The organism is Streptomyces sp. UC4497, from assembly GCF_054871485.1.
In genome coordinates this window covers 99,668-114,408 of the sequence record NZ_JBTYHB010000007.1, presented here as the reverse complement: position 1 = coordinate 114,408, position 14,741 = coordinate 99,668, and the positions used below count along the sequence as shown (strand labels likewise).

The following is a 14,741-nucleotide window of genomic DNA, read 5'->3' as shown; positions in this document are numbered from 1 at the left end:
CGGACGGCCCCGTGCCGTCCGCTGAGATGCGGTGTCCTTGGCTCGGACACCGACTTGGAAGGCTTATTCCCTCGAACAAGCGCCGCCATGCAAAAGCACATGACGGCGCGTGCGTTAACTCCTGATGACGTACGTCTCCCGGTGACCGGTGGTCAGCCGCCGAAACGGCGGTGGCGCAGCGCGTAGTCGCGCATCGCGCGCAGGAAGTCGACCTTGCGGAAGGCCGGCCAGAAGACTTCACAGAAGTAGTACTCGGAGTGGGCCGTCTGCCAGAGCATGAACCCGGACAGCCGCTGCTCGCCGCTGGTGCGGATGACCAGATCCGGGTCGGGCTGTTCCTTGGTGTAGAGGTGCTTGCCGATGGCGTCGACGGTGACGGTGTCGGCGACGTCCTCCAGCGACTGCCCCTTGTCGGAGGCGTCGAGCAGCATCGAGCGGACGGCGTCGGCGATCTCCTGGCGGCCGCCGTAGCCGATCGCGACGTTGACCACTATTCCGTCGCGCTCCGCGGTGGACTCCTCGGCCTCCTTGAGCACGGCCTGCATGCCCGACGGGAGGATGTCGGTGTTGCCCACGTGCTGCACGCGCCAGCGGCCGTCCTCGGCGAGCGTGCGCACGACGCCCTCGATGATGCCGAGGAGCGGGACCAGCTCTTCCTGGGGACGGTCGAAGTTGTCCGTCGAGAGCAGCCAGAGCGTGACGACCTCGACGTCCGTCTCGCTGCACCAGCCGAGGAACTCCTCGATCTTCGCCGCGCCCGCCTGGTGGCCCTGGGCGGTGGTGGATCCGGCGGCCTTGGCCCAGCGACGGTTGCCGTCCATGATGACGCCGATGTGCTTGGGCGCCTGATCGTGGTCAAGGTGGCCTTCCACCCGGCGTGCGTACAGCCTGACCAGCAGGCCACGCAGCCTGTCGCGCAGGTTCACGGTCTTTTTGCCCTCCGTGCTGATGGGAGTCCCCGAAGGCGGAAGCCTACTCGGGCGTACCTGGGTGCCGGCTGTGGGGTGTCAGGGACCTGACGTAGCTTCGTAGCCATGAACGACACCTCTCCTTACGTCGCCTCGGCGGGCCGGTACGGTTCCATGGAGTACCGGCGCACGGGCCGAAGCGGCCTGAAGCTCCCCGCCGTCTCCCTCGGACTGTGGCACAACTTCGGTGACGACCGCACACTTGCCAGCCAGCGCTCGATCCTGCGCCGTGCCTTCGATCTGGGCGTCACACACTTCGACCTCGCGAACAACTACGGGCCGCCGCCCGGCAGCGCCGAGCTGAACTTCGGCAAGATCTTCGCGCAGGACTTCGCGCCGTACCGGGACGAGCTGGTCCTCTCGACCAAGGCGGGCTACCGCATGCACCCGGGCCCGTACGGGGAGTGGGGCAGCCGCAAGTACCTGATGTCGTCGCTCGACGCGTCCCTGAAGCGGATGGGCGTCGACTACGTCGACATCTTCTACTCGCACCGCTTCGACCCGGACACGCCGCTCGAGGAGACGATGGGCGCGCTCGCCTCCGCCGTCCAGCAGGGCAAGGCGCTGTACGTGGGGGTGTCCTCGTACACCAGCGAGCAGACGGCCGAAGCGGCGCGCCTGCTGCGGGAGATGGGCGTTCCGGCGATCATCCACCAGCCCTCGTACTCGATGCTCAACCGCTGGACCGAGGACGACAATCTGCTGGACACGCTGGAGACGGCCGGGATGGGCTGCATCTCCTTCGCGCCGCTCGCGCAGGGCCTGTTGACCGGCAAGTACCTGAAGGAGATCCCGGAGGGTTCGCGTGCGACACAGGGCAAGTCGCTCGACCCCGACCTGCTGAGCGAGGACGTCGTCCGCCGGCTGAACGGGCTGAACGACATCGCGCAGCGCCGCGGCCAGTCCCTCGCGCAGATGGCGCTGAGCTGGGTGCTGCGGGACGAGCGGATGACGTCGGCGCTGATCGGCGCGTCCAGCGTCAAGCAGCTGGAGGAGAACCTGGCGGCGCTGGACGGTCCGAAGCTGACCGACGAGGAGCTGACCGAAATCGACTCGTTCGCCGTCTCCACAGAGGGCACGAACATCTGGAACGGCCGGCGCTGAACCCCCGTAACGGGAGTGGGGGTCACCCGGAGAAGTCCGGGACAGAAAAAACGGGCCGGTCCGTGGGGGGGGATACGGACCGGCCCGAGGGGGGGGTTTCCACCATAACCCTTCGTAAGTGCGGACGCTCGCATCGGCGTGCCACAACTACGCTCCGGAGTCGTACGGCGACGCCATGAGGGGGCTTTCAAGCCGTCCCGCAGCAGGTTCGACGGGGTTCGCGGTCCGGTTTCGCGGGGCGCGTCGCCCCCGGAGTGGCGTCCCTCTCCCGTGTCACACGCGTGGTTGACGCGGGGGCGGCCCTCAGGGCTCCGCCACCAGTGAATGGCGTGATGACGGCCGGGGTACCGCGCAGCCCCCTCCACTGCGCGGTACCGACGCGCAGCTTTGCTCACGCGAATTGCCGTTGGTCTGAACTTACGTGATTCTTAGGCCGCATTCGATCGCGTATCGATAACGATCCGGATCGGCCGCTCCGCCAGTTCACGTATCTGTTCGCCCTATTGCCCCACCGAGGCCGCCAGGGTCAGCAACTCGGCTTCTGTGTACGGGGGTTCGGGGTGAGGCAGGTGGCGGTCGCGGCGACCTCGGTCGATGCGGAGGCGGGCACGGGTGCAGGCGTGGGGCTCGCGGTACAGGAACACATGAAGACCTATTCACGCATGCCATGGAAGCCGGTCGTCGCCTGGATACGATGAGCCCATGGGCCATGGAATCGATCACAAGAGCAGCACGCGCGAGCGGCTCGACGCCGTGGGTGCGGCCGATGTCGCGGCGACGCTCCAGGCCCTCGCGACCCCGTCCCGGCTGCGCATTCTGGCGCGTCTACAGGAGGGTCCGTGTGCGGTCGGCGACCTGGCGGAGGCGGCGGGGCTCGAACAGTCCGCGTGCTCGCACCAGCTGCGGCTGCTGCGCAATCTGGGCCTGGTCAGCAGTGAGCGCAAGGGGCGCTCGATCGTCTACGCGCTGTATGACGACCACGTCGCGCAGCTTCTCGACCAGGCGCTTTTCCATGTGGAGCACCTGCGCCTCGGACTGCGCGACGAGGCGTAGCTTTCTGCGGTCGCGCCGCCTTCAGTGCAAGGCGAGGCGGATGCCGGCGATGCGGCCCGCCTCGTCGAAGCCGATCTCGGCCGGGACGGAACCGGGCAGCTCCGCGGCGATCTGCCCGCCGTTGTCCTGGTACGCCACCCCGTGGTGGTCGAAGAAGCCCGCGACCAGGCGCCTGGCGTCGACGCCGAGCAGGCCCTCGGCCTGTACGAGCGTGCGCGGCAGCGTGACCGGGTCAAGAGGGGCGCGCGGCACCTGCGGATCCTCGGGCAGGAAGTAGACCTGGGTCTCCGGGTTCGCGGGCACGCCGATGTAGCCGGGAGCGCCGGTCACGCCCATCCCCGCGAAGGCGAGGGTCTCGGCGGCCCGCCGGGGGTCGGGGAAGCCGGACAGGTCGAGGACCTGGGTCGTGAACTCGGCTATCCCCTGACTCTGGCCGAATCGCCCCACCTGTTCGGAGAGCGCCGCGACGGGCGTGCCGCGCAGTTCGGGGTTGGCCCAGCCCCACATCCACGACCGCTGAGCGGCGTCGTAGGTGCCGAGCACGCCGACCCGTATGTCCACGTGGCCCTGCCGGTAGCGGCATGTCGGCAGGTCGGCCGTCCACGACGCCCCTTCGGGCAGGAACCCCATGAGAGCTTCGAGCTGAGCGCCACCCCACGCCGCGTGCCGCTCGGTCTCGTACAGGAAAGCTTGGCTGAATTGCGTGTGGCTCATGGGGCGGGACCTTACGCGAGACGGCTGTAGAGACCAGAGTTACGTAAGGGACTTGGGGCCCCGGCTAGGGCTTGCGGGCCTCGATGAGGTGGCGGGTGCTGTGGGCCACGAACGGCCCTTCCTTCTTGATCTGTTCGTGCAGCGCGCGGAGTTGGGGATCGTAGGCGTCAACTGTGAAGCCTGGCACCATCCATACGACCTTGCGCAGAAAGTGGACAACGGCCCCGATGTCGTAGAACTCGATGCGAAGTCGCTCGGCGCGCAGGTCGACGATCTCAAGGCCGGCCGCCTCCGCCTCGCGCTGCTCCGCGTGCGGGTCACGGCCCGCGCGCACCTCGGCCGGCTGCGGTCCCAGGAAGTACTCGACCAGCTCGAACACGCTGCTGGGGCCCACGTGTTGGGCGAAGTACGTGCCGCCGGGGCGCAGCACGCGGGCGATCTCCGTGAAGTGGGCCTTCACCGGGTGGCGGGCGGTGACCAGCTCGAAGGCCGCGTCGGCGAAGGGCAGCGGGGCGTCGTCGGGCGAGGCGACGACGACCACGCCGCGGGGGCCCAGGAGGCGGGTGGCCTTCTCGACGTTCGGGGGCCAGCCCTCGGTCGCGGCCATCAGGGGCGGCAGCTTCGGGGCCAGGTTCAGCACCTCGCCGCCACCGGTGTGCAGATCGAGGGCGGATTCCGCGTCGGCGAGGCGCTCCCCCATGAGGCGGGCATACCCCCAGGAGGGCCGCTCCTCGGTGGCCCGTCCCTCGAACCAGGAAAAGTCCCAGCCCTCGGTGGGCGCGGCGACGGCCTCCGCGACGAGCTCGTCGTAGGGGCGGTCCGCGTGAGTGGGACGAAGGTTGTCGGAAGTGGTCATGATGCGCATGATCGCAGTCACACCGGGTCGGATTCATCTCGGTTTCGGCGGTACTGGGGGTAGCCCCCGGGTGGGGGCGGGGGTTGCCCCTCTTCCGTAGAACAGGGGGATCGCACGTACCCTTGGCGTTCCCCACCGGCATTCTCCAGCCCCCACACCTCCATCAGGCCCGTCCGTCCTACCGCCTCACCGCAGAAATGCGAGCACATGTCCGTACGTTCCGCGATAGCGACCTGGCTGACCCGCCTCTACTTCTCCCGGCTGCGCAAAAAGGGGGGAAGCCTCGACCTGTCCGTGCTGTCGAAACTCCCCGACGCCGCGCTGCTGCCGCTGCGCCGCGAGGGCGTCGACCCGGTCCCCGAGATCGGTGCGCTGCGCGACCGCGAACCCGTCAGCAAACTGCCGATTCCCGGCATGACGGTGTGGCTGGTGTCCGGCTACGACGAGGCGAAGGAGGTCCTCGGCAACGCGAAGGCGTTCAGCAACGACTTCCGCAACCTGGTGGGGGTGGGCGGTGCCGATGCCGAGCAGCACCCCGGCGGCCTCGGCTTCTGTGACCCGCCGGACCACACGCGGCTGCGCCGCCTGCTGACGCCCGAGTTCACGATGCGCCGCCTCTCACGGCTCACGCCGCGCATCCACTCGATCATCGAGGAGCAGCTGGCGCAGCTGGAGAAGGCGGCCCGCGAGTCGCCCGACGGCACCGCCGACTTCGTCGAGCACTTCGCGATGCCGGTCCCCGCGCTCGTCATCTGCGAACTGCTCGGCGTCCCGTACGAGGAGCGCGACGCGTTCCAGCAGTTCTCGGTCGCCCGCTTCGACGTGCTGGGCGGCGCGGGAGCCTCCTTCGGCGCGGTCTCCCAGTCGCTCGACTACCTCCGCGGCGTCGTCGCGGAGCAGCGCCGCGACCCCGGCGAGGGCCTGCTCGGCATGCTGGTGCGCGAGCACGGCGACAACATCACCGACGAGGAGCTCACGGGCCTCGCGGACGGCGTCCTGACCGGTGGCCTGGAGACGACGGCGAGCATGATCGCCCTCGGCACCATGATCATGCTGAAGGACCGCGAGCACTTCACCGCCCTGCGCGACGCGGAGGACCCGGCGACGGTCGCGGCGCCCTTCGTCGACGAACTCCTGCGCCACCTCACGGTCGTCCAGACCGCCTTCCCACGCTTCGCGCGCGAGGACACCGAGATCGGCGGGGTGCCGCTCGCCGCCGGCGACATAGTCATCGTCTCGCTGAGCGCGGCGGACCGCGATCCCCGGCTCGGCGGGGCCGACGACGACATGGACGCCTTCCTCCCCGCGCGCCCGCCCTCCTCCTCGCACCTGGCGTTCGGCTACGGCATCCACCGCTGCATCGGCGCGGAACTCGGCAAGATGGAACTGCGCGCGGCCTTCCCCCAACTGGTGCGGCGCTTCCCGGAGTTGCGGCTCGCGGTGGAGCCCTCGGAGCTGGAGTTCCGGAAGCTGTCGATCGTGTACGGGGTGGAGCGGCTGCCGGTGTACGTGGACTGACCGCGGGGGGGGGGTGGGCCTGGGCCGGCCCCCTTCTCAGTTCGACTTCGGGAGGGAGACCTCGACCCGGCGGTTCTTCTTCCGGCCCTGCTCCGATCCGTTGTCCGCGATCGGGTAGTCCTCGCTGTAGCCCCTGACCTGGAACGTGATGTTCGCGCCCTGCGCGCCGAGCGCCGCCGTCAGGGCGTCGTGGACGGCTTCCGCGCGGTTCTTGGAGAGCTTGAGGCCGTGGGCGTACGAGCCGAGGTTGTCGGTGAACCCGAAGACCCGTACGGAGCTTGCCTTCTGGTTCTCGATCTCGTCGGCGATCGCCTGGATCCGGGAGTTCCCGTCGGGGTTCAGCTTCGCGCTGTCCTTGGGGAAGAGGACCTCGGCCTGGAGGGCGAACGTCACGTCCTCATTGGTGTCCGTGCGGCGCTCCTCGCCGGAGAGGTCCTCGACGACCGACTTGATGTCCAGGACCTTGGCGGGGGCGAGGGTCGCCCCGTCGGCGAGCTTCAACCCGGGGTTGTTGGCGTCCACCGAGGGCGGCGGAGAACTGCTGGTGCTGCCGGGCGGGGCGCCGGTCGGCTCGTCGTCGGCGTGGGCGACCACGGTGCCGGTGGTGAGCAGGAGGGCCGTTGCGGCGGTGAGGACGGTGGCGGTTCGGTGGCGTCGGGGCATGGTTATTCGCCCTCGGTGAGGTTGAGTTGGGCCGGGGGCATGGTGGGGACCTGGAATTGGACGGCCTTCGTGCCCTCGGGCGGGGCGGGGAATTGGGCGAACCAGTCGACGCTCTTGCCCTGATCGATGCCACCCTCGAATTTCGTGCACAGGCATCGGCCTTGGGTGTCGCGGAGGACCAGGTACTTCTTCTTGCCTTCCTGGTCGATGACGCTGGCGCCTGCGATGGAGCCGCCGTTGCCCTGGAGTTCGGTCTCGTCGCTCTTCCACTGCGTACCGAGCCACAGCGCGGAAGTCCCGTTGGTGACGGTGCCGGTGACGTTGAGGAAGCCGCCCTGGTCGCGCGTGGCCGACGTGACCGTGAGGGTGATGCCGTTGCCCTTCACCTCGGCCAGCGTCTTGTCCGTCGCGGGCGCCGAGGGCTTGGACTTGCCGTCGCTGCCCTGCTGCGCGGGAGCCGAGGACTTCGCAGCATCTCCCTCGTTCTTGTCGCCGTCACCTCCACAGCCCGCCATGGACAGGACCAGGCCGGCCGTGATCGTCGCCGCAGCCAGTGCCCGGCGGGTGGTCGTCGTACGCCGAAGGTTCATCGCTGCGGCTTCCCTCTCTCGTCAGTCGGCAAGGTGGACGGCGAACAGGTCGGACGCGTCCGGCAGGTCGTCCAGGTCGAAGTCCTCCGGATCGAAGTCCAGTTCCTTACCGTCGCAGGTGAGTTCCAGGGGCTTCTTCGGATCGGCGTCCAGGGGGACGTCGCAGCGTGGCTGGACCACTGCGGTGGCATGCGCCTTTGCCGTCTCGTTCTCCGTGCCGGGAATGATCGTGTCGCCCACCGTGTGGAGGGTCTCCACGCCAACCTCGTAACCCGGGTGGCCGTTGACCTTCGTGAAGGCCGGACCGTTCACGACTTTCGCGTCATTGGCCGCTGCCAGACGACTCGCCGCGGCCCCCGCCGGGCCGTCCCCCTCGGGATCCCGGCCATCCAGCCAGTCCAGCCAATTACCGTCTCCCTCAAGGGCCCCGCCCAACCCCAGCATCAGCTCCTCACGAGCGGACTGGGCCGCCGCCAACGCTGCCGCGTCAGCGGCGGACTGAGCACCGTTCCGGGTGGATGCAGCCTGGGCAAAAGCGAAGAAGGCGAACGCGGCGAACAGCAGAATGCCGGTGAGCCAGATGTAGATCGGCAATGTCGAGCCACGATCGCCTCGCGGCAGGCGGCTGCTCAGCCGCCACCCGTGACGCGGCCCACTGCTGTGCCGATGGCCGTGCCGATCTTTCCGTCCAATCCCAGCTGATCGATCGCGACGAAAATCCCCGCGATCAAAATCATCAGCCCCGCATACTCCACAAACCCGGCCCCTGAATCCCGCCGCGCCCTCTCCCCCAACGCATTGGTCCACGTCACCCACACCCCGAGCAGTTTGTCCCTGATCACGGGAGCCCCCTTTCACCACTTCCGGCACTTTCGCCAAGGCAAGCAAATCAACACACGCAACGTACGTGGAGCGCAACCCTCTGCACCCGTATTCGCCAATTAAGGGGTCGCGCTTGACCGGAAGTTGTCGACGCGTTGCCCTGTTCGCCATCGCCACCCTCCGCCCCATGTCTCTCAACGGCCCAATATCGAGCCGAAGTTCGAGCCCGAACCCAGGAACATTCCCGTGGCGATGAGGATCATCGTCGCCGGCAACATGAACACCAACGTCACCATCGTCGCCTTCGGAATCGTTTTCGCCGCCCTGCGGCGGGAGTTCTGGGCGTCCGTGCGGCGCATGTCCGTGGCGAGTTGGATGAGGGTGTCCGCGATCGGGGAGCCGAGTTCCTCGCCCTGTTGGAGTGCCGAGACGAACTGGGCGACCTGCTCGGAGGCGTTGCGGCGGCGGAGTTCGTCGAAGGCCTGGCGGCGGGGGACGCCCATGTCCATCTGGCGGAGCGTGATGCGGAGTTCGTCGGCCCACGGGCCCTCGTATTTCTCCGATACGCGGTCCAGCGCCTGGCGGAAGCCGAGGCCCGCCGAGACCACCACCGCGAGGACGTCCAGGAAGTCGGGGAGCGTGCGGTCGATGACTTCCTTGCGGTCGCGGACCGCCTGCCAGATCAGGGCGTCCGCGGCCAGTGCCCCGAAGGCGAGGGTCAGGAGGCCGAAGAGGGGGCTGTCGGCGGAGAGGAAGATCAGGCCCATGATCAGGCCGAACATCCCGTACACCGCCCTGCGCGCCGCGTAGCGGTCGATCGTCAGGCCGCCCGGGTTGCCCGCCATGTCGATCTTCCGGCGCTTGGCGTCTACGCGGCGCGGGCCCATGAGGCGCAGCACCAGCGGCGCGAACCGCATGCCGATGCGGTCGACCGCGGAGCCGGTGGTGGAGACCCGGCTGGCGCCCACCTCCAGGGCCAGGGCCAGGTCGCTGGGGACCTTGGCGTCCGCGCGGTACATGCGGATACCGAAGAAGATGCCCAGGGTCGCCGCCCCCGCGAGGGCCGCGAGCAGTACGCCCACCATCGTTGTCGACATCGTCCCCTCACACCTCGATTCGGCCGAGGCGGCGGATCACGAAGAAGCCGATGCCGTAGAGGGCGAGTGAGATGAGGATCAGGGCCCTGCCCATTCCCGAGTCCGTCACGCGCGCCAGCGCGCCGTCGTTCGAGGAGTTGATCAGGAGGAGGGAGCCGAGGCCGAGGAGCGGAACCGTGAAGGCGGTCGCGTTGACCTCGGAGAGCATCGTGCGGATCTCGCGGCGGGTCTCCTTCCTGTCCTCCAGCGTCTTGGTGAGGTTGCGGAGGGAGGAGACCACCGTGCCGCCCGCCTTGTTGGACAGGACCAGGGTGGTGACCAGGACGACCAGTTCGCGGGAGGGGAGGCGGGTCGCCAGTTCGTCCAGGGCGTCGTCCACCGAGCGGCCGAGGGCCAACTGGTCGGCCACGCGCGAGAGTTCCTCACCTGCGGGGGCTTCGAGTTCGTCCGCCGCCATCGCGAGGGACGTGCGCAGCGCCAGGCCCGCGGCCGTCGCGTTCGCCAGGAGGCGGGCCACGTCCGGGAGTTGGTTGATGAAGGCCTCGATGCGCTTCTGGCGTTGCCAGTTGAGGAAGATGAGCGCGCTGTAGATGGTCACCAGTGCCGCGATCGGACCGAAGAACGGCGCCAGTGTCGACGCCGCCAGCAGCCACAGGCCCACCGCGACCACGGCCACGTAGACCGAGAACTCGCCCGCCGTCACGTCCAGGCCCGTCGCCGACAGGCGCAGGTGCACCGAGCGGCCCAGGCGCGTGCGGCGCAGGCGGCGGTCGATGGCGGCGAAGCGGCGGGCTCGGCCGCCCACGCCGCCGGCGCCCGGGGCGCCGCCCGCCGGGTATGCGTCCAGCCGGTCGACCAGTTCCTGGCTCCGGGCCCGACCCGAGGCCAGGGCGTGGACGCCCGCGATCGCGACGACGCAGGCCAGGACCGTGGCCCCCAGCGCCAGTAGGACAGGAGTCGTCATCCCGTCGCCTCCCTCGTGTTGCGCTCGTCCACCGACTCCACGACGCCGAACGCGGGTGGCACCGCCTCCCCCGCCACGTAGAGCCGGTCGGCGAGGAGGCGGGGCAGCGGGAGGTGTTCGTAGTAGCCGCGGACCCGGCGGATCTCGTCGTCCGTGGCCCCGGAGACGTAGGGCTGCGCGACGAAGCGGGTCGCGGACGCGATCCTGAACTGTTCGCGGCCGTGCGAGATCAGCAGCGCGATCTCGGTGATGCGGCGGGAGCCGTCGGCGGCGCGCGTGAGCTGGACGAGGACATCCACCGCCGAGTTGATCTGGTCGCGCAGCGCCTCGAAGGGGACGTCGACCTCCGACATCGAGCCGAGGGTCTGGAGGCGGGTGAGGGCGTCCTCCGCCGTGTTCGCGTGGACCGTGGCGAGCGAGCCGTCGTGGCCGGTCGACATCGCCTGGAGCATGTCGAGCGTCTCGCCGCCGCGGACCTCGCCGACGATGATGCGGTCGGGGCGCATGCGCAGGCTGTTGCGGACCAGGTCGCGGATGGTGATCTGGCCCTTGCCCTCCACGTTCGCGGGGCGGGACTCCAGGCGGATCACGTGCTCCTGCTGGAGCTGGAGTTCCGCCGAGTCCTCGATCGTGATGATGCGTTCGTGGGAGGGGATGAGGGCGGAGAGGGCGTTGAGGAGCGTTGTCTTCCCGGAGCCCGTGCCGCCGCTGACGATGATGTTGAAGCGGGCGCGGACGCAGGCCGCGAGGAACATCAGCATGTGCTCGTCGAGCGAGCCGAGTTCCAGGAGTTCGCCCATGCTGTACGCGCGCGGGAAGCGGCGGATCGTGAGCGTGGCGCCGGTGAGCGAGAGCGGCGGGATGATCACGTTGACGCGTTCGCCGGTGGGGAGGCGGGCGTCGACCATCGGGTTGGATTCGTCGACGCGGCGGTTCACCGTGGAGACGATGCGTTCGATCGTTTGCATGAGCTGCTCGGACGAGGCGAAGCGGAGCGGCAGTTGCTCCACCCGTCCCGCTCGTTCCACGAAGATCGAGTCCGGGCCGTTCACCATGATTTCGGTGATCGACGCGTCCGCGAGGAGGGGTTCGAGGATGCCGAGGCCGAGGGCCTCGTCCACGACGCGGCGGATCAGCTGCGTGCGCTCCGTCGAGGAGAGGACCGGGCCCTCGCGGCTGATGATGTGGCCGAGTACGCGCTCCAGGCGGAGCCGGCGTTCGGCGGCCTGGAGGGACGACATCTCCGCGAGGTCGATCTCTTCCAGGAGCTTGGTGCGGTAGACGGCCACCAGGCCCTCGTCGCGGTCGGCGGGGGTGGCGGTGCCGGGGGCTCCCGCCGGGTCACGGGTGGCGACGACACGGTTGCGCAGGCTCATCGTCAACTCCCCACGTTCGTCTGGTCGTTGGGCATGGCCACAGTGCGGCTGATGTCCCACCCGTCGAAGAGGGGGATGATCGCGGGTACCCGGACCGTGACGGTGCAGGTGACCGTCCCGGTGCCGCCGCACGCACCCGGGGCGGGTGTCAGCCATCCGCTGACGGAGGCGACGGCGGCGCCCGGACCCGCGCCCTGGTTCAGGGATTCCGCGCGGGCGGCGGCGCGGGCGGCGGATCCGGCCTGGTTGGCGCCGTAGCCGACGAGGCCGAGTTGGATGGCAGCCATGCCGATGACGAGGAGGAAGGGGAGGAAGCCGGCGAACTCCAGCATGGAGACTCCGCGGTCGCCGGACAGGTTTCGCCGCGGCGGGGTTGACGCCTCGGGGCTCCGCCCCGGACCCCGCGCCTCAAACGCCGGCGGGGCTGAAAGATCGGGGCTCTGCCCCGGACCCCGCTGCTCAATCGCCGCAGGGGCTTGATGACCCGTCACCGGACCGCCTCCGTCGCCGCGCCCGCCTCGCCCTTCACCGACCAGCCGGGGTTCACTCCCGGGAAGAAGAGGGGGACGTCCACGTCGACCGTCGCTCGGGTGACCGTGCCGGACTCCGTGCACGTGATCTCGGCGTCCTGCCACGCCCCCGGCAGGTTCTTGCGGCCCGCCGTGTCGCAGGCCCCTGCCATGTCCCCGCTCCCCGCGGCAGCAGATGTCGCCGCCCGCGCCGCCTCGTCCGCCGCGTTGCCCGCCAGGGAGTACGTGTAGCCGTACAGGACGCACTGCCACATCAGGGCGAGGACGACCAGGATCAGGGGGAACATCGCCGCGAACTCGAGGGTCACCGCGCCCTTGTCCGAGCCCCGGCGGCGGGCCCGGCGGCCCGACGTCGGGGGTGCGGGCGTGGCCACGAGGTCGAGTTCCGCCGCCAGCGCCCACATCGCCTGCTTGACCGACGAGCGGTTGTCGAGGTCCTGCATGCGGCCCGCGTCGACCGCCGCCTGGAGTTCCTTGTACGCGGCCGGGATGGAGGTGCGGGCGGTCTTTGTGCCTGTCACCCGTTCCACCAGCGTCGGCTGGATCTCCGCCGAGCGGGCGTGGCGGTTGACGACCGTGAGGGTCTCCTCCGCCTTGCGGATCTGGAGGCGGTCCCAGAGGCGGACCATGCGCTTCGCCGCGCGTACCGCCACGACGTCCGGGGTGACCAGGAGGGCCGTCTGGTCGGCGAGTTCTATGGCCGCGGTGTTCGCCGAGGACATTTGCGTACCGCAGTCGATGACCACCACGTCGTAGCGGGCACGCAGGGCGTGGATCACCTGGCGGGCCACGCGGTCCGTGACGTCCTCGCCGCGTTCGCCGTCGGCGGGGGCGAGGAGCAGGTCGACGCCGGACTCGTGGGCGAAGGCGGCGTCCTGGAGGACGCGGGGCGTGATGTCGCGGATCGCGGCGAGGTCGGCGACGGAGCGGCGGAACTGGACGTCGAGGTACGAAGCCACGTCGCCGGACTGGAGGTCCAGGTCCAGGAGGGCGGCCGTGCGGCCCGATGCCCTTGCGGCGAGGGCGAGTTGGACCGCTGTGACCGTTGTTCCCACGCCGCCCTTCGCGCCCGCCACCGCGACGACCCGGCCGCCGCCGCCCGCCGGGACGAGTTCGGTTCCGCTGCCGCCCGCCAGGTGCCGGCGCATGCCCGCCGACCAGGAGGCCGCCGCGGTCACGCGTTCCGCGAGGGCGTCGTAGCCGAGGGGGAACGCGACGATGCCGCGCGCTCCGCTGTCCATCGCGGCGGTGAGGAGGGCGGGTCCCGTGTCGGTGGTGAGCAGGACGACGCCCACCGCCGGGAAGCGGAGGACCAGGTCGCGGATGAGGTCGAGGGCGGGGACCGGGCCGATGCGGTCGTGGACCAGGACAACCTCGGGGAGCTCGTCCAGGGACTCGGCCGCGAGGCCTGCGAGGGTGTCGAGCAGGGCGGTGGCGTCGGGGACGGGTGGGGCGGGTTCGGCGTCGGGGAGCTGGGAGAGGAGTGTGACGAGGCCTCTGGCGGTTTCCGGGTCAGCTACCGCCGGGAGGATACGGGTGGTCATCGGCGGGACGCTCCGTTCCGCGGCGGCGGGGTTGACGTCGCGGGGCTCTGCCCCGGGCCCCGCGCCTCAATCGCCGGCGGGGCTTTAAATGCCCGTACCGCCGGAGGGGCTTGTTGTGCCCGAACCGGGGTTGCGGACGCGGGGCTCTGCCCCGTACCCCGCTGCTCAATCGCCGCAGGGGCTTGATGGAGTGGACTCACTTGTCGCCCTCCAAGGTGTACGAGCGGTCCTCCGGGGTGATTTTCTCGGGGTCGCCCGGGGCCACCAGGGCCAGGCGGACGTGGGTCGCGAACGACTCGGCGTAGGCGACCCGTTGGGCGTCCGCGGGGCCGAGGGCGAAGGTGATCGGGACGGCCTCGCCCTGTCTGCGGGTGGAGTTCTCGCTGTCCGCGGCGCCCTGCTGGTCGATCGGGGTCAGCTTGCCCACGTCGATCACCCCGGCGTTCTCCACGATGACCTTGGACTGGTCGCGCTGCTTGTCGTTCTCGGCCTTGAAGGTGGCGTAGATGTTGACCTTGGAGCCGGGGTTGATCTTTCCGGCGACGCCGGTCTCCGCGTCGATCATGATGGCGATCTCCTGCTGGCCGGCCTCCAGCTTCGGGCGGTCGACGATCATGTCGGACTGGAGCAGGGAGCCCTTCTTGAGCTGCGTGACGGCGATCTTGCCGCGGATGTCGCCGAGGTCGGTGACGGCCGTTTCCGACAGCCAGCGCTTCGGCATCCGCACCTTCTCGAACTGGTCCGCCGTGAGCTGTTTGTACGGGGCCACGTCCTGTTTCAGCTCGTACGCGTCCGTCTCCGGTGCCACCTTCGAGTCCACGTCACGGATCACGGCGAGCACACCGGCGAACGCTCCGATGGCGCACAGGGCCGAGACGACCAGGAGTATGACGCCGCGGCGCTGACGTGAGTTCATGGACCGAGCAACCTCGTTGGTAGGGG

At 69.6% G+C, this 14,741-nt stretch carries 16 protein-coding genes; 3 read left to right on the top strand and 13 right to left on the bottom strand.

Features of this window, described 5'->3' with window-relative positions; genetic code table 11:
• Window positions 1-152: 152 nt before the first annotated feature.
• Complete coding sequence (locus tag ACYSUO_RS12415) at window positions 153-926, bottom strand: isoprenyl transferase (RefSeq protein WP_327661786.1); 774 nt, start codon at window positions 924-926, stop codon at window positions 153-155.
• Window positions 927-1,034: 108 nt separating this feature from the next.
• Between ACYSUO_RS12415 and mgrA the strand changes: the two genes are divergently transcribed.
• Both mgrA and ACYSUO_RS12405 read left to right on the top strand, forming a co-directional pair.
• Window positions 1,035-2,072, top strand: a complete 1,038-nt coding sequence (gene mgrA, locus ACYSUO_RS12410) for an L-glyceraldehyde 3-phosphate reductase (protein ID WP_461776124.1) — start codon at window positions 1,035-1,037, stop codon at window positions 2,070-2,072.
• A 702-nt stretch (window positions 2,073-2,774) separates the two neighbouring features.
• The gene (locus ACYSUO_RS12405; protein WP_399227676.1) at window positions 2,775-3,125 is read left to right on the top strand and encodes an ArsR/SmtB family transcription factor; all 351 of its coding nucleotides are present in this window, start codon (window positions 2,775-2,777) and stop codon (window positions 3,123-3,125) included.
• A gap of 21 nt (window positions 3,126-3,146) precedes the next feature.
• Here ACYSUO_RS12405 and ACYSUO_RS12400 read toward each other — a convergent pair whose 3' ends face one another.
• Window positions 3,147-3,839, bottom strand: coding sequence for a DUF6882 domain-containing protein (locus tag ACYSUO_RS12400; protein ID WP_461776123.1), 693 nt, complete (start codon window positions 3,837-3,839; stop codon window positions 3,147-3,149).
• Window positions 3,840-3,903: 64 nt separating this feature from the next.
• Window positions 3,904-4,695 carry a class I SAM-dependent methyltransferase gene (locus tag ACYSUO_RS12395; protein WP_461776122.1) on the bottom strand — a complete coding sequence of 264 codons (792 nt, stop codon included), beginning with the start codon at window positions 4,693-4,695 and terminating at the stop codon, window positions 3,904-3,906.
• A gap of 207 nt (window positions 4,696-4,902) precedes the next feature.
• Here ACYSUO_RS12395 and ACYSUO_RS12390 point away from each other — a divergent pair, with 207 nt between their 5' ends.
• Window positions 4,903-6,213: a cytochrome P450 gene (locus ACYSUO_RS12390; protein ID WP_461776121.1), complete on the top strand. Its 1,311-nt coding sequence runs from the start codon at window positions 4,903-4,905 to the stop codon at window positions 6,211-6,213.
• Between the two features lie 36 nt (window positions 6,214-6,249).
• Here the strand turns inward: ACYSUO_RS12390 and ACYSUO_RS12385 are convergent, their stop codons facing one another.
• The 10 genes from ACYSUO_RS12385 to cpaB all read right to left on the bottom strand — a co-directional run bounded on the left by ACYSUO_RS12385 (window position 6,250) and on the right by cpaB (window position 14,715).
• Window positions 6,250-6,876, bottom strand: coding sequence for an OmpA family protein (locus ACYSUO_RS12385; RefSeq protein ID WP_461776120.1), 627 nt, complete (start codon window positions 6,874-6,876; stop codon window positions 6,250-6,252).
• A gap of 2 nt (window positions 6,877-6,878) precedes the next feature.
• Window positions 6,879-7,466, bottom strand: coding sequence for a hypothetical protein (locus ACYSUO_RS12380; RefSeq protein WP_461776119.1), 588 nt, complete (start codon window positions 7,464-7,466; stop codon window positions 6,879-6,881).
• A gap of 21 nt (window positions 7,467-7,487) precedes the next feature.
• On the bottom strand, window positions 7,488-8,060 hold the full coding sequence (locus tag ACYSUO_RS12375) for a pilus assembly protein TadG-related protein (protein ID WP_461776118.1): 573 nt from the start codon (window positions 8,058-8,060) through the stop codon (window positions 7,488-7,490).
• 35 nt (window positions 8,061-8,095) lie between these two features.
• Entirely contained in the window at window positions 8,096-8,305 is a 210-nt protein-coding gene (locus ACYSUO_RS12370) for a hypothetical protein (protein ID WP_406514780.1), read from the bottom strand.
• 177 nt (window positions 8,306-8,482) lie between these two features.
• Window positions 8,483-9,385 carry a DUF5936 domain-containing protein gene (locus ACYSUO_RS12365; protein WP_461776117.1) on the bottom strand — a complete coding sequence of 301 codons (903 nt, stop codon included), beginning with the start codon at window positions 9,383-9,385 and terminating at the stop codon, window positions 8,483-8,485.
• Window positions 9,386-9,392: 7 nt separating this feature from the next.
• Window positions 9,393-10,349, bottom strand: a complete 957-nt coding sequence (locus ACYSUO_RS12360; RefSeq protein WP_461776116.1) for a type II secretion system F family protein — start codon at window positions 10,347-10,349, stop codon at window positions 9,393-9,395.
• The gene (locus tag ACYSUO_RS12355; protein WP_461776115.1) at window positions 10,346-11,725 is read right to left on the bottom strand and encodes a CpaF family protein; all 1,380 of its coding nucleotides are present in this window, start codon (window positions 11,723-11,725) and stop codon (window positions 10,346-10,348) included. Before ACYSUO_RS12355 ends, ACYSUO_RS12360 begins: the two co-directional genes overlap by 4 nt.
• A 2-nt stretch (window positions 11,726-11,727) precedes the next feature.
• Window positions 11,728-12,057, bottom strand: a complete 330-nt coding sequence (locus ACYSUO_RS12350; protein WP_461776114.1) for a TadE/TadG family type IV pilus assembly protein — start codon at window positions 12,055-12,057, stop codon at window positions 11,728-11,730.
• A gap of 155 nt (window positions 12,058-12,212) precedes the next feature.
• Complete coding sequence (locus ACYSUO_RS12345; RefSeq protein WP_461776113.1) at window positions 12,213-13,799, bottom strand: AAA family ATPase; 1,587 nt, start codon at window positions 13,797-13,799, stop codon at window positions 12,213-12,215.
• A gap of 196 nt (window positions 13,800-13,995) precedes the next feature.
• A complete protein-coding gene (gene cpaB, locus ACYSUO_RS12340) occupies window positions 13,996-14,715 on the bottom strand; it encodes a Flp pilus assembly protein CpaB (RefSeq protein ID WP_461776112.1) in 720 nt (239 codons plus the stop codon).
• Between the last annotated feature and the right edge of the window lie 26 nt (window positions 14,716-14,741).

Bases quoted from the DNA above. Each gene is read 5' to 3' on its own strand.
- ACYSUO_RS12405 (WP_399227676.1), top strand. From the start codon at position 2,775: ATGGGCCATGGAATCGATCACAAGAGCAGCACGCGCGAGCGGCTCGAC.
- ACYSUO_RS12360 (WP_461776116.1), bottom strand. From the start codon at position 10,349: ATGACGACTCCTGTCCTACTGGCGCTGGGGGCCACGGTCCTGGCCTGC.
- ACYSUO_RS12355 (WP_461776115.1), bottom strand. From the start codon at position 11,725: ATGAGCCTGCGCAACCGTGTCGTCGCCACCCGTGACCCGGCGGGAGCC.
- ACYSUO_RS12345 (WP_461776113.1), bottom strand. From the start codon at position 13,799: ATGACCACCCGTATCCTCCCGGCGGTAGCTGACCCGGAAACCGCCAGA.
- ACYSUO_RS12395 (WP_461776122.1), bottom strand. From the start codon at position 4,695: ATGACCACTTCCGACAACCTTCGTCCCACTCACGCGGACCGCCCCTAC.
- ACYSUO_RS12390 (WP_461776121.1), top strand. From the start codon at position 4,903: ATGTCCGTACGTTCCGCGATAGCGACCTGGCTGACCCGCCTCTACTTC.
- cpaB (WP_461776112.1), bottom strand. From the start codon at position 14,715: ATGAACTCACGTCAGCGCCGCGGCGTCATACTCCTGGTCGTCTCGGCC.
- ACYSUO_RS12350 (WP_461776114.1), bottom strand. From the start codon at position 12,057: ATGCTGGAGTTCGCCGGCTTCCTCCCCTTCCTCCTCGTCATCGGCATG.
- mgrA (WP_461776124.1), top strand. From the start codon at position 1,035: ATGAACGACACCTCTCCTTACGTCGCCTCGGCGGGCCGGTACGGTTCC.
- ACYSUO_RS12400 (WP_461776123.1), bottom strand. From the start codon at position 3,839: ATGAGCCACACGCAATTCAGCCAAGCTTTCCTGTACGAGACCGAGCGG.
- ACYSUO_RS12385 (WP_461776120.1), bottom strand. From the start codon at position 6,876: ATGCCCCGACGCCACCGAACCGCCACCGTCCTCACCGCCGCAACGGCC.
- ACYSUO_RS12380 (WP_461776119.1), bottom strand. From the start codon at position 7,466: ATGAACCTTCGGCGTACGACGACCACCCGCCGGGCACTGGCTGCGGCG.
- ACYSUO_RS12365 (WP_461776117.1), bottom strand. From the start codon at position 9,385: ATGTCGACAACGATGGTGGGCGTACTGCTCGCGGCCCTCGCGGGGGCG.